The organism is Edaphobacter sp. (assembly GCF_035763405.1).
GTDB lineage: Bacteria > Acidobacteriota > Terriglobia > Terriglobales > Acidobacteriaceae > Edaphobacter.
In genome coordinates this window covers 1-25,251 of record NZ_DASUBE010000016.1, presented here as the reverse complement: position 1 = coordinate 25,251, position 25,251 = coordinate 1, and the positions used below count along the sequence as shown (strand labels likewise).

The window sequence follows — 25,251 nt, the reverse complement described above, 5'->3', positions numbered from 1 at the left end:
AGTTACTTTGTTGTCATCTCCTGTACCTGCTCGTCTTGCCCACAGCCAATGTCAACTTAGACCTGAAGTGACGCTTGAGCAATCGTCGTGCGAACCACTTCCAACATGGGATCGTTAGCCACCTGACGCATGATTTCAGGCAGCTTAGCCGCTGTCTCTTCGTCCTTGGCAACTACCAGCACCGAAGGCCCCGCCCCGCTCAGCGCCACGCCCAGCACGCCGGGCTGGTGTTCCGCAAGTGGCAGCAACAGCTTCAGTAGCGGGCAGGCATCCATCCGATAGGGCTGGTGGATGCGGTCGTGCATGGCCGCCTTCAGCAGGTCAGGCCGGTCCTGAGCAAAGGCAGCCACCAACAGCGCCGTGTTCTGGATATTCGCCACAGCGTCTGCACGGCTGTAAACCGAAGGGAGCAGCGCCCGCGCCTTCTCCGTAGCCAGGCTGGCCGAGGGCATCGCCAATAGAAGGTTCCACTTCAGGTTTTCTCCGCATGTTGCTGTAACCACATGACGTCCATGCATCGCGGAAGCCGTCATGCCGCCCATCACACACGCCGCCACATTGTCCGGATGCCCTTCGCGCCTGCATGCCTCTTCCAGAATCTGCTGCCGCGTCCAGTTCAGATGGCCAAAGTGGCTCGCCAGCGTCACCCCGGCCACCAGCGCCGCCGCGCTCGAACCGCATCCCATCCCCAGCGGAATCTCGTTGTGGATGTCGAGACTGATGTATGGAATCGACTCGCGTCCTGCCGCCGTCAACACCTCGTCATAGGTACGAAGAATCAGGTTGTTCTTCAGATGCGCGCACTGGTCGGCATTGCGGCCGCTCGCCTTGATGTGAAACTCGCTCGATTGAGTCGCATCGATGGTCAGGTAAAACCCCATCGCCAGCCCAAGCGCATCGAACCCCGGCCCCAGATTGGCGGAGGTCGCAGGCAAACGCAGATGCAGCGGTGTGGCCTGCGCGCTCATGCGGGCTGCGCCTGCTTCATGTGCGATTCCAGCCTGCGCATCACGGTGTCCGTGTCCGGATCAAGCACCACGGGAGGCTTGCGCAGGCTCGCATGCAGCGCCTGGTCAGCCGCGGAGATCTGCGCGTTTTCGGCCTCCGTCAACAACTCGCCGCGATGATAGTCAATCGTGTAATTCGAGTCCTTCAGCGTGTGACCGGTCAGGATCAGCACCGTGCGCTCCTCGCGCTGCACCTTGCCCAGCGCGACCAGCTTCTTCAGGCCAGCATACGTCACGGCCGAGGCAGGCTCGCAACCCACGCCCTCGGCGCCAATCTGCGCCTTGGCCAGAGCGATCTCCTGCTCCGAGACCTGCTCGCACCAGCCGCCCAACGCATCGATCACATTCGCCGCCTTGCGCCAGGACGCCGGATTGCCGATGCGGATCGCCGTCGCCCGCGTCTCCGCCGTCACCGGACGCATCAGCCGGTTCGAGTCGGTATACCACCGATAAAGCGGGTTCGCGCCCTCAGCCTGAATCACGCTCACCTTCGGCGCACGCGGAATCATCCCCAGATGCCGCATCTCCATAAAACCCTTGCCCAGCGCCGACGAGTTCGCCAGGTTCCCACCCGGTACGATGATGTGGTCCGGCACCTGCCAGTCCAGTTGCTCCATCATCTCGAACGCAGGCGTCTTCTGCCCTTCAAGCCTGTACGGATTCACCGAGTTCAACAGATAGATCGGGAAGCGCGTCACCAGCTCCGTCAGAATCCTGACGCAGCCGTCAAAGTCCGTCTTCAACTGAATCGTCAACGCGCCGTAGTCCATTGACTGCGACAGCTTGCCCCACGCAATCTTCCCCTCAGGGATAAACACAATCGACCGCAGCCCCGCGCGCGCCGCATACGCAGCCATCGCTGCCGAAGTGTTCCCCGTCGAGGCGCATGCCACCCACTCAAACCCGCGGTCCGCAGCAACAGAAAGCGCCGCCGTCATGCCCGTGTCCTTGAACGAGCCGGTAGGATTCATCCCCTGATGCTTGGCCAGCAGCCAGTCCACCCCGGCGGCCTTCGCGCAGCGCGGCAGGTCGTAGAGCGGCGTATTGCCCTCGCGCAGCGTCACCACCTTCTCCGGCGCGCTCACAATCGGCAGCAGGTCGCGGAAGCGCCACACGCCCGACTGGTCCACCGGCAGCATCGAAGTCCTGCGCTCCTGCCACAGCCATCGCAGCGCGCTCGGATTGGGCAGGTTGTGCTCCGGCCCGGCAGCGGGCCGCGCCACGCTCTCCGACCACGGATAGATTACGTCGTAAAGTCCATTGCACTGCGGGCAGCGGAATATGCTGTTCACGGCATCGCCCGTAATCACGGCGCCGCACTCGGTGCATCTCAGATGATGGCTCGCAACTTTCATTGTGTCCCTCTAGGGTAACGTAAAGAGTGAGGTAGACCAAAGATGACCGTGCTCGTCCTCTGTCTCGCAATCGTGACCGCACTTTTCGGTGCAGCCCCCGCGCAGGCGCAAACCACGCTGCACGTCGCCGCCGCCGCCGATCTCCAACCCGTCATGCCGGCGCTCGCCGCCGAATACGAAAAGAAGACCGGCGTGAAGATCGAGGTCAGCTACGGCTCCTCCGCCACGCTCGCCACGCAGATCCTCAACGGCGCGCCCATGGACCTCTTCCTCGCCGCCGACTTCACCTTCCCCGAAAAGGTCGTCGCCGCCAACCTGGCCGACACGCGCGACCCCACAGCCTATGCGAAAGGCGCGCTCGTCCTCTGGGCCCGCAAAGACTCGCCGCTCCAACCGCTCAGCATGGACCGCCTCACCGACCCGCGCGTCACGCGCATCGCCGTCGCCAACGCCGAGCACGCTCCCTACGGCCGTGCCGCCATCAGCGCGCTCCACTGGCTCCGCCTCTACGACAAAGTCGCCCCGCATCTCGTCGTCGCTGAAAACATCGCCCAGACCGCGCAGTTCGTCGAATCCGGCAACGCGCAGCTCGGCCTCATCTCGCTCACGGTCGCCAGCACGCAGCACTTTCGCAACCTCGGCACCTACGTGCTGGTGCCAACCTATGCCTATCCCCAGATCCGTCAGTGCGCCGTCGTCATGACAAAATCCCCGCACAAAGCCGAAGCGCACGCCTTCCTCAACTGGCTCCTGACACCCGCCGTGCAAAACCAGCTCCACACCTTCGGCCTCACACCCGTGCGATAAAAGACAGCCTGAAATAGACTGGCCCAGTATGGACTTCCAGGCTCTCTGGCTGACCCTCCAACTCGCTATAGCGACCACGGCCATCCTGCTTGTGGCCGCGCTCCCACTCGCCTGGTGGATCACGCGTGGACACAGCGCCCCGCGCGCGCTCGCGCAAGCCATCGTCGCGCTGCCGCTCGTGCTGCCGCCCACCGTGCTCGGCTACTACCTGCTCATTGCGATGGGCCCGCTCACTGCGCCGGGCCGCCTGCTCATCCGCCTCTTCGGACACCCACTTGCCTTCAGCTTCACCGGCCTGCTCATCGGCTCCGTACTCTACAGCCTGCCGTTTGCCGTGCAGCCGCTGGTGGCGGGATTTTCCTCGGTAGACGCAGGCTACGTCGAGGCCTCCGCCGGCCTCGGAGCAGCGCCCGCAACCACCTTCTGGCGCGTCGTCATGCCGCTCACCCGGGCATCTCTGCTCACCAGCGCCGTGCTCGCGTTCACCCACACCGTGGGCGAGTTCGGCGTCGTGCTCATGATCGGCGGCAACATTCCCGGAGCCACGCGCACACTCTCCATCTCGCTCTACGACCAGGTGCAGGACTTCAACTACGCCGCCGCCAACCGCACCGCGCTGCTGTTGCTCGTCATCTCACTCGTCGCCCTGCTGCTGATCTACCTGTTGCCCAGCCTGCGCAAAACGGACGGAAGGCAGGCCGACATTGTCCGCTAGTCAGTCCGCTCACTCGCCCGCCAGCCTGCTCAGCGTCAACATCCGTCACCACGTCGGCAGCCTCGCACTCGACGTGGCATTTGAACTCATCAAGCCCTGGACCGTGCTCTTCGGCCCATCGGGCAGCGGAAAAACGACGCTGCTCAGGACCATTCAAGGATTCGTCCAACCCGGCACCGGTCGCATCGCACGTGGCAACACCGTGCTCTTCGATTCGTCATCCCGGCTCATCGTCCCCCCGCACCTCCGTCCCATTCGCAGCGCAGCCCAGACGGCCCGGCTCTTTCCGCACATGACCGTTCGCTCGAACGCCGTCTACGGCAGCGGCTGGACAACAAAACCTCAAGATGGCATGGCTACCGCCGAGCAGATCATGGCTCTGTTCCGCATCCAGCACCTGGCCGACCGAATGCCCGCCGACCTCAGCGGAGGCGAACGCCAGCGCGCCTCCGTCGCCCGTGCCGTCGTCGCGGCCATCACCAGCGGCAGCCCGGACCAGAGACCCTTGCTTCTGCTCGACGAGCCCTTCTCCGGCCTCGACGCCGCGCTGCGCGACGATCTGCTCGCCGAACTTCGCGCGTGGCTCGTCCAATGGCACGTTCCGGTACTCTCGGTCACGCACGACGTTGGCGAAGCATTTCAGCTCGGCGCGGAGGTCATCAAGCTGGCCGAAGGCCGCATCACGCAGCAAGGCCCGGTCGAGTCGGTACTCGCCGAAGAACGCCTCCGCCTGATGACCCAACTCCGCGACTGAACCGCAATCGCCGTCACTCCTGTTTCAACACTGTCATTCTGAGCACAGCGAAGAACCCCCGCATTTTCCACCAATGCCGGGTGCCCCATCTTCGCGACGGCTCTATCGTCGTTAAGGCGGGGCCGCGCTAAGGTGGGGTCGCGCTAAGGTAGGCCGCGTTAACGCTGGGCCGCGCACCCAGTGCACGTCATCTCGACCGGAGGCGGCGTTCTTTGCCGCCATAGCGGAGAGACCCCCGTATTTTGTCTTTGCTCAAACCCAACAACCCGCTCTTATCCGCGTTCTCCGCGCAAATCCGTGGTCGTTCTTAATCGATGTCATCAGTGCAAATCGGTCTTACGCCTTCCACCCTCACCCCACCACAACCGGCTCCTGCTCCAACTCCACACCAAACCGCTCCCGAACCGTCCTCACAATCAGGTCTCGCAGCGCCTCCACCTCCGCCGCGGTCGCGCCGCCGCGATTAATCAGCGCCAGCGTATGCCGTGAAGAGATCCCCGCCCGGTGCATCACAAACCCCTTCGGGAAACCGGCCCTCTCCAACAGCCACGCTGCCGCCAGCTTCACCTGCCCTGCCCCCGCAGGCCAGTGCGGAATCTTCTCAACTGAAACAGAAAACCCATCTGCAATTCCGGCCAGGACCGAATCCGTCACCACCGGGTTTTTGAAGAACGAACCCGCGCTCCGGCAATCCTCCTCGCCCTCCACGATCAACATGCCCTTGCCGTGCCGTATCTCGCGCACCGCGTGATACACGTCCATCGGCGAAGGCGCACCGTCGCACCCGGCAAAGTGCCGCTTCAGGTCCGCATAACTCAGGTTCGGCCGCGCGGCGCGATCAAACCGGAACGTCACCCCCGTCACCACGTACCGCCCGCGATGCGTCGTATTGAAGATGCTGCGCCGATAGCTGAACCCGCACTGCTCGCGCCCGAGCACCACGAACTCGCCAGTCGATAAATCCAGCGCCCGCACCGAGACGATCGTGCTCGCGACCTCCTGCCCATACGCCCCAACATTCTGGATCGGCGTCCCACCCACCAGACCCGGAATCCCCGCAAGACATTCCACCCCGCTGATGCCCTGCTCGCACACCTCGTGCACAAAGCTGTTCCAGTCCACCCCGGCGGCGACTGAGTACTCGACCGCCTCGCCGCTCGAAGCCACCTGCGCCGGGCCATCCAGAGCCATGCGCACCACCAGCCCATCGAACCCCGCGTCGCCCACCAGCAGGTTGCTCCCCCCACCCAGCACAAACATCCGCAACCCGCGCTCCGAGGCAAACCGGACGGCCTCCACCAGCTCGTCCTCCGACCGTGCCTCAGCAAAAAAACGCGCCGGACCCCCAATCCGAAACGTGGTCAAGGGAGCAAGCGAAACATGTTCTTGAATCTGAAGTCTGGAATCAGCCACGGCTTGAGACTACCATCCCGTATTTTCCCTCGCGCCCGAGTAAAACCCAACACCGATTTGCGCCGAGGGCGCCGCTTTAAAAGCAACTACTTGGAACGACCACGGATCTGCGCGGAGTAACACGGATTGTTTTTATCCGTGTTCATCCGCGCAGATCCGTGGTCGTCTTTAGTCGGTGTCATCGGTGCAAATCGGTGTTAAGCCTTTCCGCCCCCACGTGGCGGGAATCCTTGACGCCCCTGATATACTAAACATGAGAGCAGGGATCAAAGTCCGGCCCAGGCCGGGCTTTCGCGTCTGGCGTGGCTCAGGCCTCCGATCCAGACCTGGTCCGAACCTAAGTCCTTTGTTCAAAGGACTTTGAGTACTTAAGTAGGGGAGGGGGTACCACCCCGCCCGCAGCCCGAGGGAGAGAGTATGTATCCAGAGATCATGGTCATTCCGATGCGCGAAGAGTTGACCCGCGCAGGCATCGCCGAAGCCCGCAGCGCCGCAGAGGTAGACGCTGCCCTGGCCCAGCCCGGCACCACGATGGTCGTCGTCAACTCCATCTGCGGCTGCGCCGCCGGCAAGATGCGCCCCGGAGTTCGGATGGCCATGCAGCACTCCGCGAAGCCCGACCACTCCGTCACCGTCTTCGCCGGACAGGACCGCGAAGCCACCGAGCGTGCCCGCAGCTACTTCGGCGGGCACCCACCCACCTCGCCCGCCATCGCCATCCTCCGCGACGGCCAGCTCGTCTACCTGATGCAGCGGTCGGCCATCGAAACCTCGACAGCCCCGGCCATTGCCCAGGAACTCGCCCGGGCCTTCGACACCTACTGCGCCCAGGCACCCGCATAACCCACATCCTCAACTGACAGCCGCTTCTGCCGATGTAGCAAGTACCTATGTCTACATCGACCTGTCCTGCTCCTCTCCCAGTTCCATTCCGCGAGGTCCCCTGCGGCCTCGGCGAGTTCGCCGGCGTCGGTAACGCCGACGAATCGACGATGGTCGGCAGCGGCACGGCCATCGAGCGGCTGCGTCTTCAGGTCCGCCGCATCGGCCCGCACTTCCGCACCGTGCTCATCTCAGGCGAGCCGGGCAGCGGCAAGGAGCTTGCCGCCCGCGCCCTGCACGCCAAAAGCCCCGGAGCAGGTGGCCAGTTCATCGTCTGCCACTCCGCCACGCTGGGCGACGCAGCCATTGAAGGCGCCGAGGCAGGCTATCGCCTCGCCGAGCTGATGAAGATGGCCACCCGCGGCACACTCTTCTTCGACGGCATCGACGAGATGCCTCTCGAAGCCCAGGGCCGCCTGCTCCGCGTCCTTCGCCGCAACGAGTGGGCCCAGGACGGCCTCGCCGCCCCGCCGAAGATGGACCTTCGCATGGTCGCCTCCGCCAGCCAGGACCTCCGCGTGCTCGTCTCCGCAGGCCGCTTCCGCCAGGAGCTTTACCACCGCATGGCCACCCTGACCATCGAACTCGCGCCGCTGCGCGACCGCGTGGAAGACATTCCCGAACTGGCCGAATTTTTCCTCCGCCGCTTCGCCCGCATGTACTCAAAGACCGTCGAGCGCATCGCACCCGCCGCGATGGAGCGGCTCGAAAGCTACTGCTGGCCCGGCAACGTCCGCGAGCTGGAGAGCGTTCTGCGCAACGGTGTCCTGCTGAGCGAAGGCGCTGTGCTCGACGAACAGGCGCTCCCCGCCTTCGCCGACGGAAATTTCAATCTGCCCTCCGGCGCGCCATCGAGCGCGGCAGAGCGCCTGCAGGATGTCGTCGAGCAGCACGTCCTGCACGTGCTCAAAAGCTGCGCCGGAAACAAACTCCGCGCCGCCGAGCTGCTCGGCATCAGCCGCTCCACGCTCTACCGGATGCTCGAGAGCTGCGCGCAAGGCGGAAGTTTCCCGTAGCCAAAGATAATCCTCCTCACGGTACACTGACGTGTGTTCCGAGGAGTTGCCATGAAGAAGATTTCCGCTGTTCTGGTGTGTGCACTGGCCTGCTGCACGGCTGCCGTTCCGCTGAAGGCTCAGCCGCCGCTGATTCCCTCCGCTGCCGCAAGCGCCGCGCCCGCGTCGGCTGCCGACCGCAGCAAGGCCCTGTCGCAACTCTTCGACGACATCTGGCAGGACCGGCTCAAGCACTCGCCGGAGTTCGCCTCCTCTCTCGGCGACAAACGTTACGACGACCAACTGACTGACTACTCGGTCAAAGAGGTCAACGCCGAGCTGGAGCGCGGACGCGAGTACATCGAGCGGCTCTCGGCCATCGATACGACTGAACTCTCCGACCAGGAGAAGCTCTCCTCCGAGCTGATGCTGCGCAAACTGATTGACCAGCAGGAAGGAGCGAAGTTCAAAGAGTGGGAGATGCCCGAGAACCAGTTCTACGGCTTTCATATCTCGCTTGCGCAGCTTCCCTCGCTCTTGCAGTTCGACTCCGTCAAGGACTACGACGACTACATCGCGCGCCTGCACAAAGTCCCGGCAGCCTTCTCGCAGATCATGACCAACATGCAGCTCGGCGCGGACGAGAAGCGCACGCCGCCCGCCTACCTGATGGAGAAGGTTGTCACCCAGGCCGAGACGCTGGCCAGCCAGAAGCCGGAGGACAGCCCCTTCGCCGGGCCGCTCAAGAAATTCCCCGCCGGGATCAGCGCCGCCGACCGCAAGCGCATCACGGACGACCTGATCGCTGCGATTGGCACGGACGTGCTGCCCTCCTACCAGCGGTTCGCACGGTTCGTGAAAGCAGCCTACGTCCCGAACTGCCGCAAAGACCCCGGCGTCTGGGCGCTGCCGGAGGGCGACGCCTACTATGCCTTCCGTGTCCGCCAGAGCACCACGCTGAACAAGACACCGGCCGAGATTCACCAGATCGGACTCGACGAAGTGAAGCGCGACGAGACGGAGATGCTCACCATCGCCAACAAGCTCGGCTACGCGGACCTGAAGAGCTTCAACGCCGCACTGAAAGCAAACCCAAAGGAACACCCAGCCTCGAAGGAGGCACTGCTCGACGCCTATCGCGGCTACATCGACCAGATGCGCCCCAAGCTGCCCGAGCTTTTCGGCACGCTGCCCAAGGCGAAGCTTGAAGTCGTGCCTGTGCCTGCCTACATCGAGAAAGATCAGGCTGCGGCCTACTACGAGAGCGGCAGTCCGGACGGCAAGCGGCCTGGCCGCGTCTACGTCAACACCTACGACTACGCCAACCGCTCACTGGCCGATGTCGAGGCCGTTGCGTATCACGAAGGTCTCCCCGGCCACCATCTGCAAATCTCCATCGCGCAGGAGCTGACCGGCCTGCCTGAGTTCCGCAAGCACTCTTACTACACCGCCTACACCGAAGGCTGGGGCCTGTACAGCGAGCGGCTAGGTAAAGACGTCGGCTTCTATCAGGACCCGTACAGCGACTATGGCAGGCTCGAAGCCGACATCTGGCGCGCCATCCGGCTGGTGGTCGACACCGGCGTCCACTCGCAGCACTGGACCCGCCAGCAGATGGTGGACTACTTCCACGCGCACTCGAACATCGACGAGGCGGATGTCCAGTCTGAAGTCGACCGCTACATCGCATGGCCTGCGCAGGCGCTGGGTTACAAGATGGGCCAGCTCGAAATCCTGAAACTGCGCGAGCAGGCCAAGACGGCGCTGGGACCGAAGTTTGACATCCGCGCCTTCCACGATGAGGTCATCGACTCAGGCGCGCTGCCGCTCGACGTGCTCGACCAGCGCGTGGATGCATGGATAGCAAGCAAGAAATAGGGCTTAGGGCTTAGGGACTAGGGACTAGAAAGCAGATGTGTACAGACGACGAGGCACTTAAATTATTCGTCTGCAATTAGCCCTTGTTGGCTAATCCCTAAGCCCTGATCCCTAAGCCCTATTCTGTTAGCCTTTCTATATGAGCGACGAAACGTATGAAGTGCAAACGCCGGCCCCGGCAATGCCGGGCATGCGGGTAGCAATTCTGGGCACGGGGAAGATGGGCGGCATTCTGCTGCAGGCCTTTCTCAAAAACAATCTGGTGTCTTCGGAGCAGATCTTCGCCACCGTGCATCATCCCGAGCGCGCGCAGGCTCTGTCCGCGCAGTTCGGTGTCGAGGTCACAACCGATAACCTTGCCGCTGCGCAACAGGCAGATGTGATTCTGCTGGGTGTGAAGCCGATTCAGGTTCCTGGCGTGATCGAGCAGATCAAGCCCGCACTGACTGAGGACAAACTGGTGCTCTCTTTCGCGGCGTCTGTGAAGACGCGGTCTATCGAGGACGGCGCAGGCTGCAAGCTCGGCGTCATCCGCGCCATGCCGAACACTCCCGCGATGCTGGCCGCCGGTGTCACGGCGCTCTGCGCGGGACAGTTCGTGACCGAGGAACAGATGGCCATAGCGCAACGCATCTTCCATACCGTCGGACGCACCGTGGTAGTGGATGAGAAGCACATGGACGCGGTGACGGGACTTTCCGGCTCCGGGCCTGCGTTTCTCTATATCGTCATCGAGGCGCTGGCCGAGGCAGGCGTGAATGTTGGCCTGCCGCGCGACGTGGCGACACTGCTGGCCGCACAGACCACGCTCGGCTCCGCGCGCATGGTGCTCGAAACCGGCTACCATCCGGCGCTACTCAAGGACGCGGTAACAACGCCTGCCGGCTGCACGGTCGATGGCATCCTCGAACTCGAAGAAGGCGGTTTGCGCGTCACGCTGATCAAAGCCGTAAAGCGCGCCACACAGCGTGCCAAAGAACTGGCCAATGGCTGACGAATATCGGCCATCGGTTTTGCGCCGCGTAGAATAAAGACATGGCAACAGCTTCGGCAGTCCCCGCAAAACAGGCGTCGCGCGCGCTTGTTCCCTATGCGTGGTGCGTGGTGGGGTATAACATCCTCGTCATTCTGTGGGGAGCGGTCGTCAGGGCCACCGGCTCGGGTGCGGGCTGCGGCGACAAGTGGCCGCTCTGCAACGGCGACGTGATCCCGCACCATCCGCGACTGGCGACGATGATCGAGTTCGCCCACAGGCAAAGCACCAGCGTAGCCACGGCGCTCGTAATCGGTCTGGTCGTGTGGACGTTCTATGCAACGAAGCGCGGAGTTCGCGCTCGGCGGGCCGCTGTCGCATCGATGATCTTTCTGGTCACGGAGGCGCTGCTGGGCGCGGTGCTGGTGCTGGGCGGCTATGTCCAGAACAACATCTCGACTGCGCGCGTGGTGATGCAGTCGGTCCACTTCACCAACACGCTGATGCTGCTGGCGTCGCTCGCGCTGACGGCATGGTGGCTGGGCGAAGGCCGACGCGCCGCTTCTGTGGCAACGACGAAGACAGCAGGCCCGGCGTGGCTCGCGATTGCGGCCACCATCGTCATGGGAGCAACCGGCTCGCTGGCCGCGCTGGCCGACACGCTCTTCCCTTCTGCTTCGCTGCGCGCGGCGTTTGCGGCGGACTTCGCCGCCAGTTCACCGCTGCTGATACGGATGCGGTGGATACATCCGGCCGCCGCCGTAGTGGGCGCGTGCTGCGTGCTGTGGCTGGTTGCGCGCGTGCGCTCGCGGCTCAGCCGGATCGTCGCCGCGTTGCTTGCGTTGCAATTCGTTCTCGGTATCGGCGACATTCTGCTGCTGACGCCCACCTGGATGCAGGTCGTTCATCTTCTGGGCGCAGACCTGTACTGGGTGGCACTCATATGTCTTGCGGCCGAGACGCTTTGGCCTCGCACCGCTCTTGCGGAGAGTGCATCTTCATCCGCAGCCTGACCCGGCGCGTCCATCTTCCTGCCCTCAGACACGCCGGGTCTGCCCGCCCTCTGCCCGCTACTTGTCTTCTACCTTATGGAGCACATCTTTGGTTCCGTGCGCCGTCTTGTGCGCAGCGGTTTTGGTGTCGTGGCTGACAGTCTTGCTGGCTGACTTGGTGCCTTCGACCGTCTTATGGGTCGCGACCTTCGTCCCGTGTTTGGTCTTGTGGTAGACCTTCTTGCTGCCCTTGGCGACGCCGTGGCCGGCATCCTGAGCCGCGTCTTTGGTCTCCGTGCCTGCCTGCTTCATGTCCTGTTTGGCGCTCTGCAGCGCAAGCATGGACGTAGCCGGCATCAGGAAGGTAAGTGATGAGGCCAGAACGATTGCATTCAATGTTCGACTGTGCATGAATCTCTCCTTTAAAGATTTAGACCGTGCCCGCGCAACAGGGTAACGAATCCTGACGGCATCCGGCGATTTATTTCGCGCCGGATCTGAATCAATTCTGTAGACGAACGCGTGTTCCATGAGCTAAAACGGTTCAGTTAGCAAATTTCAACTCTCGGCATGAATTTCCCGGCATCCCACAAATCTCGTGTTGTATATTGGCAAGGTCTGAGGAATTGTGCAGGCATACCCCTTGGCAATGGCCTGTCCGGAGGCCCTGCCTGCAAACAACGTGTTTCCGCCCTGCAAAGGAACTGGATAGTGAGACCGTAGAGGCGATTCGAACCGTCGGGTTGAGATAACGTTTTCCTGGAGTGCTCCTGATGCAGGCTTTTTTCGCGCTATTTGTGACAACCCACCAGCTCACCAGACTGGCACCGGCCGACATTCTTATTCTGGTGCTCTACTTCGCGCTGGTCGTCTTCATCGGTTTCTACGCCAAAGGCAAGGCCAACACCAGCGAAGACTTCTTCCTGGCTGGCCGTGAGATGACGGCGTGGATCGCCGGGCTCAGCTTCGTCTCCGCCAACCTCGGCTCGCTGGAGCTGATGGGCTGGGCGGGCGCTTCCTATCAATACGGCATCCTGGCCGCGCACTGGTACTGGATCGGCGCGATTCCCGCAATGCTGTTTTTGGGCATTGTGATGATGCCCTTCTACTACATCTCGAAGACACACTCGGTGCCCGGGTATTTGCAACTGCGGTTCGGCGAAGGCGCTCGCGGACTGGCGGCCATCTCGTTTGCGGTGATGACCATCCTGATGAGCGGCGTGAATATGTACGCCATGGCGGTCGTCATGCAGACGGTGCTTGGCTGGAACATCACGTTCAGCATCTGGGTGGGCGCGGGCACGGTGGCTCTGTACGTCATGCTGGGCGGACTGCGATCGGCCATCATCAATGAGGTGCTCCAGTTTGTGCTCATCTGGGCGGGCGCGGCGATGATTCCCATCCTCGGCCTGATCGAGGCCGGCGGATGGACCAAGCTGAAGGCGCAGATTGCCGTCAACATGGGATCCAGCGACTACATGCACATGTGGAAGACGCTGGGCCACTTCAAAGACAACCCCATGGGCGTGCATTGGACGGGCATCGTCTTCGGGCTGGGGTTTGTCATCAGCTTCGGCTACTGGACCACGGACTTTCTGGTCGTCCAGCGCGTCCTGAGCGCGAACAACCTGCGCGCGGCCAAGATGGCTCCCATCATCGGCGCTGCGTTCAAGATGGCCGTGCCGCTGATCGTCATCCTGCCGGGTCTGCTGGCACTGGCGGTCCTGAAGAACCCCGACGGCACTCTGATGCACCTTGTTCCCGCGGATATTGCAAAAGTCACCGGACAGCACAGTTATGACGACGTGCTGCCCCTGATGCTGATTCGCTACTGCGGCCCCGGCCTGCTGGGACTCGGCATCACTGCGCTGGTGGCAGGATTTATGAGCGGCATGGCCGGCAACGTCAGCGCGTTCTCCACCGTGTGGACGTATGACATCTACGGCGCATTTCTGAACAAGAAGGCCAGCGACAAGCACTATGTTTCGATGGGACGATGGTCCACGGTCGTCGGAATGCTGGTCTCGATTGCCACGGCCTATCTGGTGATGAACGCGGCCAGCATCATGGACTACGTGCAGGCGCTGTTCAGCTTCTTCGTCGCGCCGCTCTTCGGCACCGTCATTCTCGGAATGCTCTGGAAACGCGCCACGCACTGGGGCGGGTTCCTGGGGTTGCTGGCAGGCACGACGGCTTCAATCGGCATGTTCCTGTGGGTCCACACCAACTCCGCCGCGCTGAAGTACATTGCCATGAGTGCCGACGCCAAGCCTATGGCAGAGAACCTCTACCGTGCGTTGTGGAGCTGGCTCATCTGCGTCGGCGTGACAGTCGTCGTCAGCATGATGACCAAGCCGGTACCTGCGGAGCAACTCTCGGGCCTGGTCTACGGCGTGACGCCGATTCCGCATGACGGATCGAAGACGCTTTGGCAAAAACCGATCTTCTGGGCGTGCGTCGTGATCGTCGTCTTCTTCGTTTTGAACCTGATCTTCTGGTAGGAGGTGGAGCACCATGGAACATCGAGAGCATAAAGCTGATCCGTCTGAACTGTCGATCTGGTTCTTCTGCGGGATTCTCGCGTTGGCCTATGGACTAGTCCTGGTCGTCACCGGCATCGCCGAGTTTCACGCGCCTCCGCCAAACGAGGTGCTGTTGCCATGGCTACAGCCGCTGCACCCGACGCTGTGGTGGGGTGCGGTGATGACGGTCTTCGGCGGGTTCTATACCATCCGCTACTGGCCGCACAGGGCAAGATGACGGACGTGGCGCGGCAGCACGCGGCACGGTTGGATTCGTTGTAACTCAATTCCCTTTACGGGCTGAACATAGATGTGGAGTGATATGGCAAAGCAAATGACACTGGGCGTAATCGTAGGCAACCGCGGGTTCTTTCCTAGCCACCTGGCAACAAGTGGACGGCTGGAGATGATTGCCGCTCTGGAGAGCGCGGGGATCAAGCCGATTGTGCTGACGCCCGAGGAGACGGCGCATGGCGCGGTCGAGACATACGAGGACGCGAAGAAGTGTGCTGCGCTGTTCAAAAAGCATGCGGCGGAGATTGACGGCATCATCATCACGCTGCCGAACTTCGGCGAAGAGCGCGGCCTGGCCGATACTCTGCGTCTGGCGGACCTGCGCGTTCCCGTGCTGATTCAGGCTACACCCGACCACGCGGGCAAGATGTCGATCGCCTTCCGGCGCGACAGCTTCTGCGGCAAGATGTCGATCTCGAACAACCTGAAACAGTACGGCATCCCATACTCGCTCACGCGCCTTCACACGGAGACGCCTGACTCAGCCGAGTTCAAGGCAGACCTCGAGTGGTTCTCCGCCGTATGCCGCGTTGTGCGCGGACTCAAGAACCTGCGCATCGGCGCGATTGGCGCACGGCCGACGGCGTTCAACACTGTCCGCTACTCGGAAAAGCTGCTGGAAAAATCCGGTATCACGGTCGAGACGCTCGACCTCAGTGAAGTTATGGGGCGTATCGGCCGCATGAAGGACTCGGACGACGCAGCACAGGCGAAGCTGGCGGCGATCAAGAAGTACATCCCCGTCGGCCAGACCCCCGACGCCGCGCTGGTCAAGATGGCCAAACTGGGCGCGGTCATCGACCAGTGGATGACGGCAAGCGAGCTGACCATCAGCGCCGTGCAGTGCTGGACCTCCATCGAGGAGTTCCTCGGCATCGTTCCCTGCACAGTCATGAGCATGATGAGTGAGAACCTGATCCCTTCGGCCTGCGAGGTCGATGTGCTGGGCACGCTCAGCATGTATGCGCTCACGCTGGCCAGCGAGACACCCAGCGCGCTGCTCGACTGGAACAACAACTACGGCGACAACCCCGACAAGGCCGTCTGCTTCCACTGCTCGAACCTGCCCAAGCACTTCTTCAATCAAGGCGTGAAGATGGACTTCCAGCAGATCATCGCCGGGACCGTGGGCAAGGAGAACACCTTCGGCACGCTCGACGGCACGGTGAAGGCGGGCAAGATGAGCTTCGCGCGCTTCTCGACCGACGACTTCACCGGCAAGATCACAGGCTATGTCGGCGAGGGCTCCTTCACCAACGACCCGCTACAGACTTTCGGCGGCGCGGGCGTGGTCGAGATCCCGAAGATGCAGGAGCTGCTGCGCTACATCTGCGAGAACGGCTTCGAGCACCACGTCGCGGCAAACTTCTCGACCACTGCCGCACCCATCTTCGAGGCAGCGTCCAAGTACCTCGGCTGGGGTATGCACTGGCACAATCGCCAGTAGCGGCTTCGCTAATCGGTCTTGCGGAGCTGCTGGTTCTTGATCAGCAGCTCCGCTACCAGCAGTTGCAGACGCACATTCTCCCGCTCCAACTCCTCTACGTGCGCAGGGTCCATGCTTCGCGGCGGCCTGCGATGCGCCGCGTGAACGGTCTCACGTCGTCCCTGATCCTCGACATACTTTTGCGCATCTTCTGTCATGGTTGAGGCTCCACAGATGCAGTAAAGGGGCCACGGCCGCAGCGCATTCCCTTGCGAAACTGCTCGCGCTGCTCGGGCGTCATCTGCTCCCACCGCTCCTTCATGCGGCGACGCCAGTGGTCGCGCCCGCCTCCATGCCGGTGGAATCCGCCGAAGAGGATCTTGCTCAAAATCAGCAGCCCAAGCGCCTGCCAGAACGTGATGGTGTGCCATCCGAAGATGGGCGGAATCAGGACGTTCCACAAACCCCTCACCACAAAACCCAGCACGACTGCGGCCACGATGACGAAGAGAATAATTTTGATGACTTTCAAAAGACGGTGTTGTTTCATGGTGGACTCCTTACTGTCCGGAAAAATCTTCATAGATCGATTTGAGCCGCTGGCGCAGATACAGCACGGCGTAACGTTTGCGCGAGAGGAGCGTGTTGATACCGACTCCGGTCTCGGCGGCGATCTCCTTAAAACTTCTACCCATCAGTTCATGGGCCACAAAGACCTCGCGCTGCTCCTCGGGCAGATCTTCGATCGCCTCATCGAGCGCGTCCAGCAGCAACGTCCTTGCGTAGTTTGCCTCGGGCCCCGCGTCGGCTGAGGGCAGCAGATCTTCGAGCGTGTCGCCTTCTTCCTCCGCAACCGGTGCGCTCAGAGACTCGGGCTTCCTGCGACGAAACATATCGGTCATTCGGTTTCTGGCGACGCGAAACAGCCACGCCGTTACGTGCTCTACCGGCTTCATCATGCGGTAGGTTTCGATCAACTCGTAGAAGACGTCCTGGAGGATGTCTTCCGCCTCACCGCTATCGGTAACGTGCCTGCGGATGAAGCTGCGCAGCCTCGGCTCGTCTCTCCTGACTGCTTCGGAGATGAGCTGGTCCTGCTCGGTGATCGTCCAATCGCTGCCTGGCATCTCTCTCTCTATTTCACAAGACGGGCAAGGCCGCCGGATATTGTATGAATCCGAAGTTTATTTTTCGTCCGGCAGGTCACGCTATGGATACCTGTTTTACCGTCTGTTTCTAATCTGTACAACGAAGTGCGGTAATCTCATAGTTCTCTATGGCTGCTACCCGGCGCACCCCCCGAAAGACCGTCCCCGCAAAGAAGGCCGCAAACGCATCGGCTGAGGCACGTTTTTTCAGCCGTGATGAGTCGTGGCTCCGCTTCAACCAGCGTGTCCTTGAAGAGGCACAGGACCCAGGCAATCCGTTGCTGGAACGGGTGAAATTCCTGGCGATCACCGCCAGCAACCTCGACGAGTTTGTCGAGATCCGCGTGGCAGGCATCCTGCAGCGCATCGAGGATAGCTACAAAGTCGCGCAGCCGCTTGATGAAGGCGGAATGCGCCCGCAGGACCGGCTGGATCAGGTTCGCCTGTGGCTTACCAGCTTCGTTGAGGCGCAATATCGCTGCTGGAACGAACAGCTCTTGCCCGCCATGCTGGAGGAGAAGATTCGCGTGCTACGTTGGCGCGAACTCTCCGCCAAATCACAAAAGCGCGCGCTTGAATTTTATGAGAACGAAGTTGACCCTCTGCTGACTCCGGTTACGATTGATCCTTCGCATCCATTTCCGCGCGTTCTGAATAAGGCTCTGTGCCTGGCTTTACTGTTGCGACTCAAGCGCAAGGGCCGGCGCGCCGCGCCTGTGCTGGGCGTGGTCACGGTGCCGCGCTCGCTGCCTCGCCTGATCGCATTGCCGGGCGAGCAGGGATACAGCGACTTCATCCTGTTGCACCAACTGATCGAGTCGCAGGTGGAGCGGATGTATCGCGGCTACGAGGTTCTGGCGTGCGCCGCATTCCGCGTGACGCGCAACAGCAACCTGTACATGCAGGAAGAGGAGTCGCGCACGGTGCTGGAAAGCGTGCGCGAGGAGCTGCACAATCGGCGCAAAGGCGACGCCGTCCGCATGGAGATTGACGCATCTGCAGCCAAGGAGATCGTCGAACGTCTGCGCACGAACTTCGAGTTGGAGCCATGGCAGGTCTTCCGTACCCATGGCCCGGTGAACCTCTCGCGCCTGATGAACCTCTACTCCGAGGTGAAGCGCCCCACACTGAAGTATCCGGTGTTTACCGGACGGGAATTCCATCTGAGCGCAACCACCACGGACATCTTTGCCGAGCTGCGCAGCCGGGACGTGATGCTGCATCATCCCTTCGACTCGTACAAGACGGTCGAAGACTTCATTGAAGCAGGCGCGACAGACCCGAACGTCATTTCGATCAAGCAGACGCTCTACCGCACCAGCAAGGACTCGCCCATCTTCAAGGCATTGATTGAAGCGGCGCAGAGCAAAGACGTGACGGTCGTGGTCGAGCTGATGGCGCGCTTCGACGAGGACTCGAACATCCGCTGGGCGCGCGAACTGGAAGACGCAGGCGTCGGCGTCTATCACGGCATCTATGGCTTCAAGACGCACTGCAAACTGGCGCTGCTGGTGCGCCGCGACCCCGACGGCGTTGTGCGGCGCTACGCACACCTCGGCACAGGCAACTACAACCCCGTCACCGCGCGCTTTTACACCGACATCAGCCTGCTGACCGCACAGTCGAAGATGACCGAGGCCGTGCAGAAGGTCTTCAACTACCTGACGGCAGAGACCGTGGGCGAGTCCTACGCCCCGCTGCTGGTCGCGCCGCTGAATCTCGCTGACCGTCTGGTCGCGTTGATCGAGCGCGAAGCGGCGCATGCCAGGGCGGGACGGCCGTCCGGGATTATTGCCAAGATCAATGCACTGCTCGACTCCAGGACCGTCGAGGCACTCTACGCCGCGTCACAGGCAGGCGTGGAGATCGACCTCATCGTGCGCGGCATCTGCTCGCTCAGGCCCGGTGTTAAAGGAATGAGCGAGCGCATCCGCGTGCGCAGTATCGTCGGGCGTTTTTTGGAGCATAGCCGCATCTTCCGGTTCGCCAATGCCGGTAAAGAGGAGATATTCTGCGGCAGCGCCGACTGGATGCCGCGCAATCTCATCGAGCGATGCGAAGTCGTCTTTCCCGTCACGCAGCCTGACCTGATGACGCGCCTGCGCGACGAGATCCTGGCCGCCTATCTGGCCGACAACATGAAGGCGCGCATACTTCGCCCGGACGGCGAGTATGTCAGGGCCGCGCGCACAGGCAAGCCGTTCAGCGCGCAGGATTATCTGATGCGTCTGGCGGAGGGGAAGGTGGAGACCATTCCATCGCCGGTCAAAACTGCGTGAGCGCAGATTCGCGCAGCGTCCTCAGTGAACAGTCAGCGTGATGCTCGCCGTCTGGATGGTCGTTCCGCCCGTCGCAGTGATCATCACATTGTAAGTTCCGCCTGAGGAAGTACCGGTAGGCACGCCGGGCACGGAAGCAGGAGCACTGCCTCCCGAACCGCATCCAGCCATCGTCCCCAAGGCAGCAAACACAAGCACAAGCATCAGTCCGGAGAGACGGCGGCGGTTCGGCAGGAAGAAGAGAAACACTCCGGCAAGCGAGAGACCTGCGCCGACCGGGAACAGACCCGAGCCGCGATGCCCGCTAGCCTGCTGCTGCTTCGGCGAAGAGGCCGGCGCGATGACCATTGTGTCCGTCACCGGATTGGGGCTCGACGGAGTGAGCGTAGACGGAGAAAATTGGCACACATCGCCTGCTGGCAATCCACCCGAACAAGCAAAAACAACGGTGGAGTGGAAGCCGCCCGATGGAGTGACCGTGAGCGTGATCCCTCCGGAGGCGCCGCCACTGATTGCCGTTGCAGACGAACTGGACGCCGAGAGCGTGAAGCTGCCCGACGGAGCGAGCACCGTGAGCGCGGCCATCCCAGATGTACTGGCAAGATGAGTCGCATCGCCCAGATACCTCGCCTGTACAGCATGCGGTCCGGGCTGAATCGTGCCTGTAGCAAGCGAGAAGCTCGCCGTGCCGCTCACAAGCGCGACCGGTTGGCCGTAGGGATCTCCATCCAGAAGCAGTTGCACAGAGCCGGTCAACGACGTGGATGAAGTCGTCGAGGAGGTCACGGTGAGAGCAGTCCCCTGCTCCACTGTTGACGTCGAAAGAGAGATTGTCGTCGCACTGGCGATAGCCCCGTTCGAGATCGTCAGAATCACCGGCGCAGAGACGGACGCCGCGTGAACTGAGTCTCCGGAATAGACTGCCGTAAGGCTGTGCGTACCAAGCGCAAGAGTGCTGACAGGAACGCCCTCTGTTGTTTTGCCCCCGGCCATGATCTCGGGCGCACCAAACCCGCGCCCGTCAACCATAAAAGTGAGCACCCCTGTAGGCGTTGGAGCAGTACCGGATGTCACCTGACCCGTAAGCTGGATCATTGCTCCCGGAAGCACTGTCGTCTGACTCAGGGTTAACACCGTCGAGGACAGCGCGCCTCCCGTCCCGGTTACGTTGATGTTGAACGGAGCGGTAACGGAGCCAGCATAGTTGGCATCGCCCGAGTACGTCACAGTCATCAGGTTCGCGCCCGCAGCCAGTTGGCTGGCAGGAACCAGGATGATAGTGCCTGTGCTTTGTCCGCTCAGCGGTGCCGTGCTCAACACCGTATTCCCCGCATTGACCGTAATGCTTCCAGTGGGCGCCGCGCCCAGCTTGCCGCCCAGTGCCGTCACCTTCACGTTCAACTGGAACGTCCCGCCCGCAAAAACCGAGGAAGGCACGGCCGGGACAGAAGTTGCCGTCTGGGCCTTCGTAATCGTCAGCGTCACGGCCGACGACTGGCTGGCGTTGAAGCTGCTGTCGCCCGAATAAGCCGCCGCGAGAACATGTGTGCCCGGTGCAAGCAGCGTGGTCTGGTCTTCGGTATAGCCGTTCGAGTTCAGGCGGAATGTGCCGCCATCGAGCGGTGCACCGTTGTCCGTCAGACTCACAATGCCTGTCGCAATGCCCTGCCCGGAGATGCCGCTGATGTCGGTCCTGAGCAGCAACAGGCTGCCATACGGCTGCGTCGAAACGCTGGTCGTGCCTCCCGTTGCAAAGTTGTAGAGCAGCGCCCGCAGCCGCGTCGTGCTGGCCTCCGGCGTCACAGTCAGCGAGACGGCATTCGAGTCGCTTGCCGCATACGTCCCATTGCCCGCGTAGTGCGCGCTCACCGAGTAGGTGCCGCCCGGGAAATTCGCAATCGTCGTCGTATACGCGCCGCCGCTCAAAACACCGCTGGAGACGGAGCCATTCGCCGCAAGGCCGTTGATCGAGACACCGCCCGCGGGCGTTCCGCCGGTAGAAGTCACAGCGACCGAAGCCGAGATGGGGCTTCCATGCGCAACGATCGCGGGCGAAAGCGTGAGGCTCGTCGCAGTTGCAGTGAAGCTGACGCTGCTCCAGTTGTTCACCAGATTCGCGGCATTGACACTGCCCAGTCCGGTCGCAAGATCGTAGTTGTTCGCGCCCTTCCAGCCCGAGAGAACGCCAATGCCATCCACCGAGTTCGACGTTGTGCAGTTGGGGCTTCCCTTCAGGCACGGCATGGCGATCGTGCTGATCGTGACATCGTTGAACATGCAGTCGCTCGCGGGCACCCCAGACGAACCACCACACTGCGTCGCGGCCTGTGTCTGCTGATTGGCAAGGTTGTAGAGCGCGTAGTTGGCATTGCCCTGCCGGTTGCCGGTCTTCTGATTGATCAGCGCGATGATTCCCGCAAAGGCCGGCGTAGCCACCGAGGTGCCGCCGTAACCTGCAAAGTCGTACGACGGCGCGTTGAGGCTGCATGGCTTGCCATCGACGTTGCCGCTCTGCTGACACACCACATAGAAGGCCCCGAAGAAGCCTGAGCTTGCAAACAGCGAAACGTCCGGTACATCACGCAGTCCGTCCTGGGGAACGCTTTTACCCGCCTGCCACGCGGGCTTGGGGTATCCGCCGCTACAACTGCTCGCGGTCCTGCCGTCCGAGCGCGTGCAGTCGCTGACGCCGCCGCCGCCGCCCACGACGGAGACAAACCCGTCGCTTTTAGCGAGGGTGCTGTTGCAGACCTGTTCCGGCGACTCGCCTAAAAAGACGCTGAGTGTAGCGAATGCGCTGTTGGTGCAGGTTTCATTCCATGGCGTCTCGGGAATGTGACCGAGGACAGAGGCTTCCGTCGTGGGATCATTGGCCGTGCTCCAGTAAGCAGCGCCCCCATTGGGCATATAAAAGTCCGTGCCGCCGACCGCGATGTTGTTGGGCGTGCTGCTTAGGCCATTTACCCCGAGGCCGTTGGTTGCATACTCCGGTCCCGAGGCGTCGCAGCCCGCCGCGCCGGAGTCTCCACTGGCCACCACGACCGTAATGCCCTCGGCCGCGGCCTGCTGCCACAGTGTGCTGTAAAACGCATTGCCCGACGTGCCAAGAAACAGTTCGCACTGGCCATAGCTGTAACTCAGGATAGGCGCGAGATCATTGTCCACAATGTAGATGGCCGAGAGATCGGTGCCCTGCGTGACCTCCGTCCCCTCGGAGATCACATAGTCAATCGTCGCGCCTTTGGCCACCGCGCCGGACCACTGCGTGTCGATGTCGGCCTCTCCCTCATCGGGAGCGATGCCGGGGCTGGGGCCGTTGTAAATGATGTTGAGATACTGCGTCCCGGTGGGCGTTGCCGTATTGCCCAGAGGAAGATTGAACAGCTTGCGAAAATTCACGAAGTCGGCGGCGTTGATCTCCGTCTGACCGGGAATGGCAATCGTCTGTCCCGTGCCATCGATGCCCGCATTCCAGAGCGGGAGCACGTTATAGAGCGAGGCAAAGTCATACGGCGTTACGCCATAAAACGTATGCCCTCCGTTCGTGATGGTGAAGTCGGGTTGGCTCTGCGTGCCCGGTTGCGCATGGCCGGACACTTCCGGCAGTCGCGTGATAGCGTGGCTCTCCGCGTCGCGCCTGAAGTTGCCCACCTTGCGGCTCTCCGCTTTGCGCGGAAAGTTATTGAGCGAGGCAATCCCCGCAATCACCGGCGCGAGCGCCTCGGGCACCTCAGGATCCGACGCATTGGCAATGTGCTGCTCGCCCTCGACCTCGTACCGGTGCATCGTCGTGTGAAAGGCCCGGCGCACAGCCCCCGCTGTCCCATTAAATTCAATCAAGGTGCGTGCAGCGTTGACGTGAATGCCCGCGAATCCGTGATCGGAGAGCCATCCAGTCACAGCGGAAAGGTCGCTGTCAGTTGGCCCGAAGGCCGCGCCGAATGCCTCCGGCGTGAGCCACTGATGATAACTGGGCGAGGTCTTGTCCTGCTGCTGGTCAAGCAAACGCTCGAGCGCCTTCTCCTGCTCAGGTCCACGCTGAAGTACCAGGACAATGCGATGCATCGGCGTCGCCTCGTCCAGTGCACCGCGATCAAACTCAGGCCGCGCCAACGGGTGAGTATTCCCGGCAAGCACCTTGAGCCGCGCTTCATCCACCGCATGGACAACCCGGGAGCGTGGTACAGGCAACTGCGCCATCATGGGCCCGGCTTCCGCAAAAAGCAGAAAGGCGGCAATCCAGCAAAGACGGAAAAGAGTCCGGAACCAGGGCATCAGGGCAATTCCAACAAGCAGAAGAAGACAACACTACAAAGAGTTTGTTCTATGCACCATGATTCTGCACGCAATCGCTCCGGGGCGTCAACGAAAGATGCCAGCGCCCTCGAAATTACCGTATCGGGTGTTCTGAAAAGGGAAAGGCCGCGTCCTCACCTGAGAGCGCGGCCCATCGACTACTGCTGCATTTATTGAACGTTGTACGTCAAGACAACGCTGTGAACAAGATTGCCCGAGGTAGCCGTCACGGTGATGTTATACGTCCCCGGCTGTGCATTAGACGTCGTCGTACCGCCGCCGCCGCCCCCGCCACCCGGCGCCGTCACCGTGTTGTTCCCGCAGCCGCTCGCGCCAATCGCCGCGACTGAAAGCATCAAAGCGAGAAGCGCGCCCCAGCGTCGTTTGCGCGGCACCAGGAAGAAGATCAGGCAGGCCAGCGTTGCGCCGGAGCCAGCCGCATACCACGGCGTCCTGCCGGAGCCAAACGGGGCCGCAGGCTTCTTCAACGCGCCATTGGTCGTCGTGACCTTCGCGGTCAGCACAAACGAACTGGTGCCCGCGCTCGATGAGTTGATGACCACAGGCTTCACCGAGAACGCATAGCCGAACAGGTCTCCGCTGTCGGAGTTGGCCGAGAGGTTCACCGAACCGGTAAAGCCAGCGGCCGGCGTAATGGTCAGCACAACCGCCGAGGCCGTAGCCCCGCTCGTCACGTTTGTTGAAGCGGTGCACGGCGTAATCGAAAAGTCCGGCGAGGTCGTCGAAACCACGTCAATCGGTGAAACGATACCGGTGTTGCTCGCATTCGCCAGCAGCGATCCCTTCGATCCCGCAAAGGTCGAATCGCCCGAATACACCGCCGTGACGTTATGCTGGCCCGAGGCGAGGCCCGTCGTGCTCAGCGTATAGCTTGTCTGACCGCCCGACAGTAGCACAGGCGCACTAACCGGGCTGCCGTCCACGTAGAACTGTACCGTGCCCGTGGGCGTCGCGCTTGAGCTGCCAGAGTTGGCCACCTTGACGCTTAGCGCCAGACTGCCCGACGCGATGCCGCACAGCGCGCCCGATGCAGTCAGGGTCGTCGAGGAGAGCGTCGTGCCAATCGTGCTTCCCGTTCCCGTCGGCACCGCAGAGGACCAGTTGTTCACCATATTGGCCGCATCTACGCTGCCCAGCCCGGTCGCCTGGTCGTACCCAGCGCCCGCACTGAAGCCGATCGGCCCGCCGTTCGAACAGTTCGACGTGCCTTGAATGCAATAGACCTTGTTGTTGCCTGAAGCAATGTCGTGGAAGACATTCGCTACATTCGCCAAACCATAGAGTTTTGGCCCGATATTTCCCAGCCGTACTCCACCTTGTTTCTGTTCCGTCAACGCCAGCATTCCGGCAAATGTAGGCGCAGCGGCAGAGGTACCTCCGAACACATCAATCACGCCTCCAGCCGTAAATCCACTCGTGCAGTCGGACTGGCTGCAAACAATGTAGCCGTCATGCAGCGCGCCAGAGTTGAGCGCAAAATCCGGAACGTCGCGC

General features: G+C 62.0%; 21 protein-coding genes. 12 read left to right on the top strand and 9 right to left on the bottom strand.

The window, feature by feature from the left end:
• Positions 1-56 precede the first annotated feature (56 nt).
• Positions 57-968: a homoserine kinase gene (gene thrB / locus VFU66_RS01720; protein ID WP_326444502.1), complete on the bottom strand. Its 912-nt coding sequence runs from the start codon at positions 966-968 to the stop codon at positions 57-59.
• Positions 965-2,362, bottom strand: coding sequence for a threonine synthase (gene thrC / locus VFU66_RS01715; RefSeq protein ID WP_326444501.1), 1,398 nt, complete (start codon positions 2,360-2,362; stop codon positions 965-967). Before thrC ends, thrB begins: the two co-directional genes overlap by 4 nt.
• Before the next feature lie 42 nt (positions 2,363-2,404).
• Between thrC and modA the strand changes: the two genes are divergently transcribed.
• The 3 genes from modA to VFU66_RS01700 are packed head-to-tail and all read left to right on the top strand — an operon-like array spanning position 2,405 to position 4,638.
• Entirely contained in the window at positions 2,405-3,169 is a 765-nt protein-coding gene (modA, locus tag VFU66_RS01710) for a molybdate ABC transporter substrate-binding protein (RefSeq protein WP_326444500.1), read from the top strand.
• Between the two features lie 28 nt (positions 3,170-3,197).
• Positions 3,198-3,884 (top strand): molybdate ABC transporter permease subunit, encoded by a 687-nt coding sequence (gene modB, locus VFU66_RS01705; protein WP_326444499.1) that lies wholly within the window; start codon positions 3,198-3,200, stop codon positions 3,882-3,884.
• On the top strand, positions 3,874-4,638 hold the full coding sequence (locus tag VFU66_RS01700) for an ATP-binding cassette domain-containing protein (protein WP_326444498.1): 765 nt from the start codon (positions 3,874-3,876) through the stop codon (positions 4,636-4,638). Before modB ends, VFU66_RS01700 begins: the two co-directional genes overlap by 11 nt.
• A gap of 351 nt (positions 4,639-4,989) precedes the next feature.
• Here the strand turns inward: VFU66_RS01700 and VFU66_RS01695 are convergent, their stop codons facing one another.
• Complete coding sequence (locus VFU66_RS01695; protein ID WP_326444497.1) at positions 4,990-6,003, bottom strand: UDP-N-acetylmuramate dehydrogenase; 1,014 nt, start codon at positions 6,001-6,003, stop codon at positions 4,990-4,992.
• 465 nt (positions 6,004-6,468) lie between these two features.
• Between VFU66_RS01695 and VFU66_RS01690 the strand changes: the two genes are divergently transcribed.
• The 5 genes from VFU66_RS01690 to VFU66_RS01670 all read left to right on the top strand — a co-directional run bounded on the left by VFU66_RS01690 (position 6,469) and on the right by VFU66_RS01670 (position 11,792).
• Positions 6,469-6,894 carry a BrxA/BrxB family bacilliredoxin gene (locus VFU66_RS01690; protein ID WP_326444496.1) on the top strand — a complete coding sequence of 142 codons (426 nt, stop codon included), beginning with the start codon at positions 6,469-6,471 and terminating at the stop codon, positions 6,892-6,894.
• Positions 6,895-6,941: 47 nt separating this feature from the next.
• Positions 6,942-7,949: a sigma 54-interacting transcriptional regulator gene (locus tag VFU66_RS01685; protein WP_326444495.1), complete on the top strand. Its 1,008-nt coding sequence runs from the start codon at positions 6,942-6,944 to the stop codon at positions 7,947-7,949.
• Between the two features lie 51 nt (positions 7,950-8,000).
• Positions 8,001-9,806, top strand: a complete 1,806-nt coding sequence (locus VFU66_RS01680; protein WP_326444494.1) for a DUF885 domain-containing protein — start codon at positions 8,001-8,003, stop codon at positions 9,804-9,806.
• A 190-nt stretch (positions 9,807-9,996) separates the two neighbouring features.
• Positions 9,997-10,800, top strand: a complete 804-nt coding sequence (proC, locus tag VFU66_RS01675) for a pyrroline-5-carboxylate reductase (RefSeq protein ID WP_326444493.1) — start codon at positions 9,997-9,999, stop codon at positions 10,798-10,800.
• Between the two features lie 41 nt (positions 10,801-10,841).
• Positions 10,842-11,792: a COX15/CtaA family protein gene (locus tag VFU66_RS01670; protein ID WP_326444492.1), complete on the top strand. Its 951-nt coding sequence runs from the start codon at positions 10,842-10,844 to the stop codon at positions 11,790-11,792.
• Between the two features lie 57 nt (positions 11,793-11,849).
• Here the strand turns inward: VFU66_RS01670 and VFU66_RS01665 are convergent, their stop codons facing one another.
• A complete protein-coding gene (locus VFU66_RS01665; protein WP_326444491.1) occupies positions 11,850-12,182 on the bottom strand; it encodes a hypothetical protein in 333 nt (110 codons plus the stop codon).
• A 362-nt stretch (positions 12,183-12,544) separates the two neighbouring features.
• Here VFU66_RS01665 and VFU66_RS01660 point away from each other — a divergent pair, with 362 nt between their 5' ends.
• The 3 genes from VFU66_RS01660 (at position 12,545) to VFU66_RS01650 (ending at position 16,034) form a co-directional block, all read left to right on the top strand.
• Positions 12,545-14,272 (top strand): sodium:solute symporter family protein, encoded by a 1,728-nt coding sequence (locus tag VFU66_RS01660; protein ID WP_326444490.1) that lies wholly within the window; start codon positions 12,545-12,547, stop codon positions 14,270-14,272.
• Between the two features lie 13 nt (positions 14,273-14,285).
• Positions 14,286-14,531, top strand: coding sequence for a hypothetical protein (locus tag VFU66_RS01655; protein WP_326444489.1), 246 nt, complete (start codon positions 14,286-14,288; stop codon positions 14,529-14,531).
• 84 nt (positions 14,532-14,615) lie between these two features.
• Complete coding sequence (locus VFU66_RS01650) at positions 14,616-16,034, top strand: L-fucose/L-arabinose isomerase family protein (RefSeq protein ID WP_326444488.1); 1,419 nt, start codon at positions 14,616-14,618, stop codon at positions 16,032-16,034.
• Positions 16,035-16,042: 8 nt separating this feature from the next.
• On the opposite strand, the gene VFU66_RS01645 is transcribed toward VFU66_RS01650, so the two are convergent.
• The 3 genes from VFU66_RS01645 to VFU66_RS01635 are packed head-to-tail and all read right to left on the bottom strand — an operon-like array spanning position 16,043 to position 17,140.
• Positions 16,043-16,231 carry a hypothetical protein gene (locus VFU66_RS01645; RefSeq protein WP_326444487.1) on the bottom strand — a complete coding sequence of 63 codons (189 nt, stop codon included), beginning with the start codon at positions 16,229-16,231 and terminating at the stop codon, positions 16,043-16,045.
• A complete protein-coding gene (locus tag VFU66_RS01640; RefSeq protein ID WP_326444486.1) occupies positions 16,228-16,563 on the bottom strand; it encodes a hypothetical protein in 336 nt (111 codons plus the stop codon). The genes VFU66_RS01645 and VFU66_RS01640 overlap by 4 nt, the downstream gene beginning before the upstream one ends.
• 10 nt (positions 16,564-16,573) lie before the next feature.
• A complete protein-coding gene (locus VFU66_RS01635; RefSeq protein WP_326444485.1) occupies positions 16,574-17,140 on the bottom strand; it encodes an RNA polymerase sigma factor in 567 nt (188 codons plus the stop codon).
• Positions 17,141-17,289: 149 nt separating this feature from the next.
• On the opposite strand from VFU66_RS01635, the gene ppk1 reads away from it, so the two are divergent.
• Complete coding sequence (gene ppk1 / locus VFU66_RS01630; RefSeq protein ID WP_326444484.1) at positions 17,290-19,440, top strand: polyphosphate kinase 1; 2,151 nt, start codon at positions 17,290-17,292, stop codon at positions 19,438-19,440.
• Between the two features lie 21 nt (positions 19,441-19,461).
• On the opposite strand, the gene VFU66_RS01625 is transcribed toward ppk1, so the two are convergent.
• Both VFU66_RS01625 and VFU66_RS01620 read right to left on the bottom strand, forming a co-directional pair.
• Positions 19,462-23,715 (bottom strand): Ig-like domain repeat protein, encoded by a 4,254-nt coding sequence (locus VFU66_RS01625; RefSeq protein ID WP_326444483.1) that lies wholly within the window; start codon positions 23,713-23,715, stop codon positions 19,462-19,464.
• Between the two features lie 191 nt (positions 23,716-23,906).
• Positions 23,907-25,251: lipo-invert putative C-terminal anchoring domain-containing protein (locus VFU66_RS01620; RefSeq protein ID WP_326444482.1), on the bottom strand; the 1,345-nt coding region annotated here is incomplete at its 5' end.

Bases quoted from the DNA above. Each gene is read 5' to 3' on its own strand.
- VFU66_RS01645 (WP_326444487.1), bottom strand. From the start codon at position 16,231: ATGACAGAAGATGCGCAAAAGTATGTCGAGGATCAGGGACGACGTGAG.
- VFU66_RS01680 (WP_326444494.1), top strand. From the start codon at position 8,001: ATGAAGAAGATTTCCGCTGTTCTGGTGTGTGCACTGGCCTGCTGCACG.
- ppk1 (WP_326444484.1), top strand. From the start codon at position 17,290: ATGGCTGCTACCCGGCGCACCCCCCGAAAGACCGTCCCCGCAAAGAAG.
- VFU66_RS01690 (WP_326444496.1), top strand. From the start codon at position 6,469: ATGTATCCAGAGATCATGGTCATTCCGATGCGCGAAGAGTTGACCCGC.
- VFU66_RS01665 (WP_326444491.1), bottom strand. From the start codon at position 12,182: ATGCACAGTCGAACATTGAATGCAATCGTTCTGGCCTCATCACTTACC.
- VFU66_RS01670 (WP_326444492.1), top strand. From the start codon at position 10,842: ATGGCAACAGCTTCGGCAGTCCCCGCAAAACAGGCGTCGCGCGCGCTT.
- VFU66_RS01635 (WP_326444485.1), bottom strand. From the start codon at position 17,140: ATGCCAGGCAGCGATTGGACGATCACCGAGCAGGACCAGCTCATCTCC.
- VFU66_RS01685 (WP_326444495.1), top strand. From the start codon at position 6,942: ATGTCTACATCGACCTGTCCTGCTCCTCTCCCAGTTCCATTCCGCGAG.
- VFU66_RS01625 (WP_326444483.1), bottom strand. From the start codon at position 23,715: ATGCCCTGGTTCCGGACTCTTTTCCGTCTTTGCTGGATTGCCGCCTTT.
- modA (WP_326444500.1), top strand. From the start codon at position 2,405: ATGACCGTGCTCGTCCTCTGTCTCGCAATCGTGACCGCACTTTTCGGT.
- VFU66_RS01650 (WP_326444488.1), top strand. From the start codon at position 14,616: ATGGCAAAGCAAATGACACTGGGCGTAATCGTAGGCAACCGCGGGTTC.
- VFU66_RS01660 (WP_326444490.1), top strand. From the start codon at position 12,545: ATGCAGGCTTTTTTCGCGCTATTTGTGACAACCCACCAGCTCACCAGA.
- thrC (WP_326444501.1), bottom strand. From the start codon at position 2,362: ATGAAAGTTGCGAGCCATCATCTGAGATGCACCGAGTGCGGCGCCGTG.
- proC (WP_326444493.1), top strand. From the start codon at position 9,997: ATGCGGGTAGCAATTCTGGGCACGGGGAAGATGGGCGGCATTCTGCTG.
- thrB (WP_326444502.1), bottom strand. From the start codon at position 968: ATGAGCGCGCAGGCCACACCGCTGCATCTGCGTTTGCCTGCGACCTCC.
- VFU66_RS01655 (WP_326444489.1), top strand. From the start codon at position 14,286: ATGGAACATCGAGAGCATAAAGCTGATCCGTCTGAACTGTCGATCTGG.
- modB (WP_326444499.1), top strand. From the start codon at position 3,198: ATGGACTTCCAGGCTCTCTGGCTGACCCTCCAACTCGCTATAGCGACC.
- VFU66_RS01640 (WP_326444486.1), bottom strand. From the start codon at position 16,563: ATGAAACAACACCGTCTTTTGAAAGTCATCAAAATTATTCTCTTCGTC.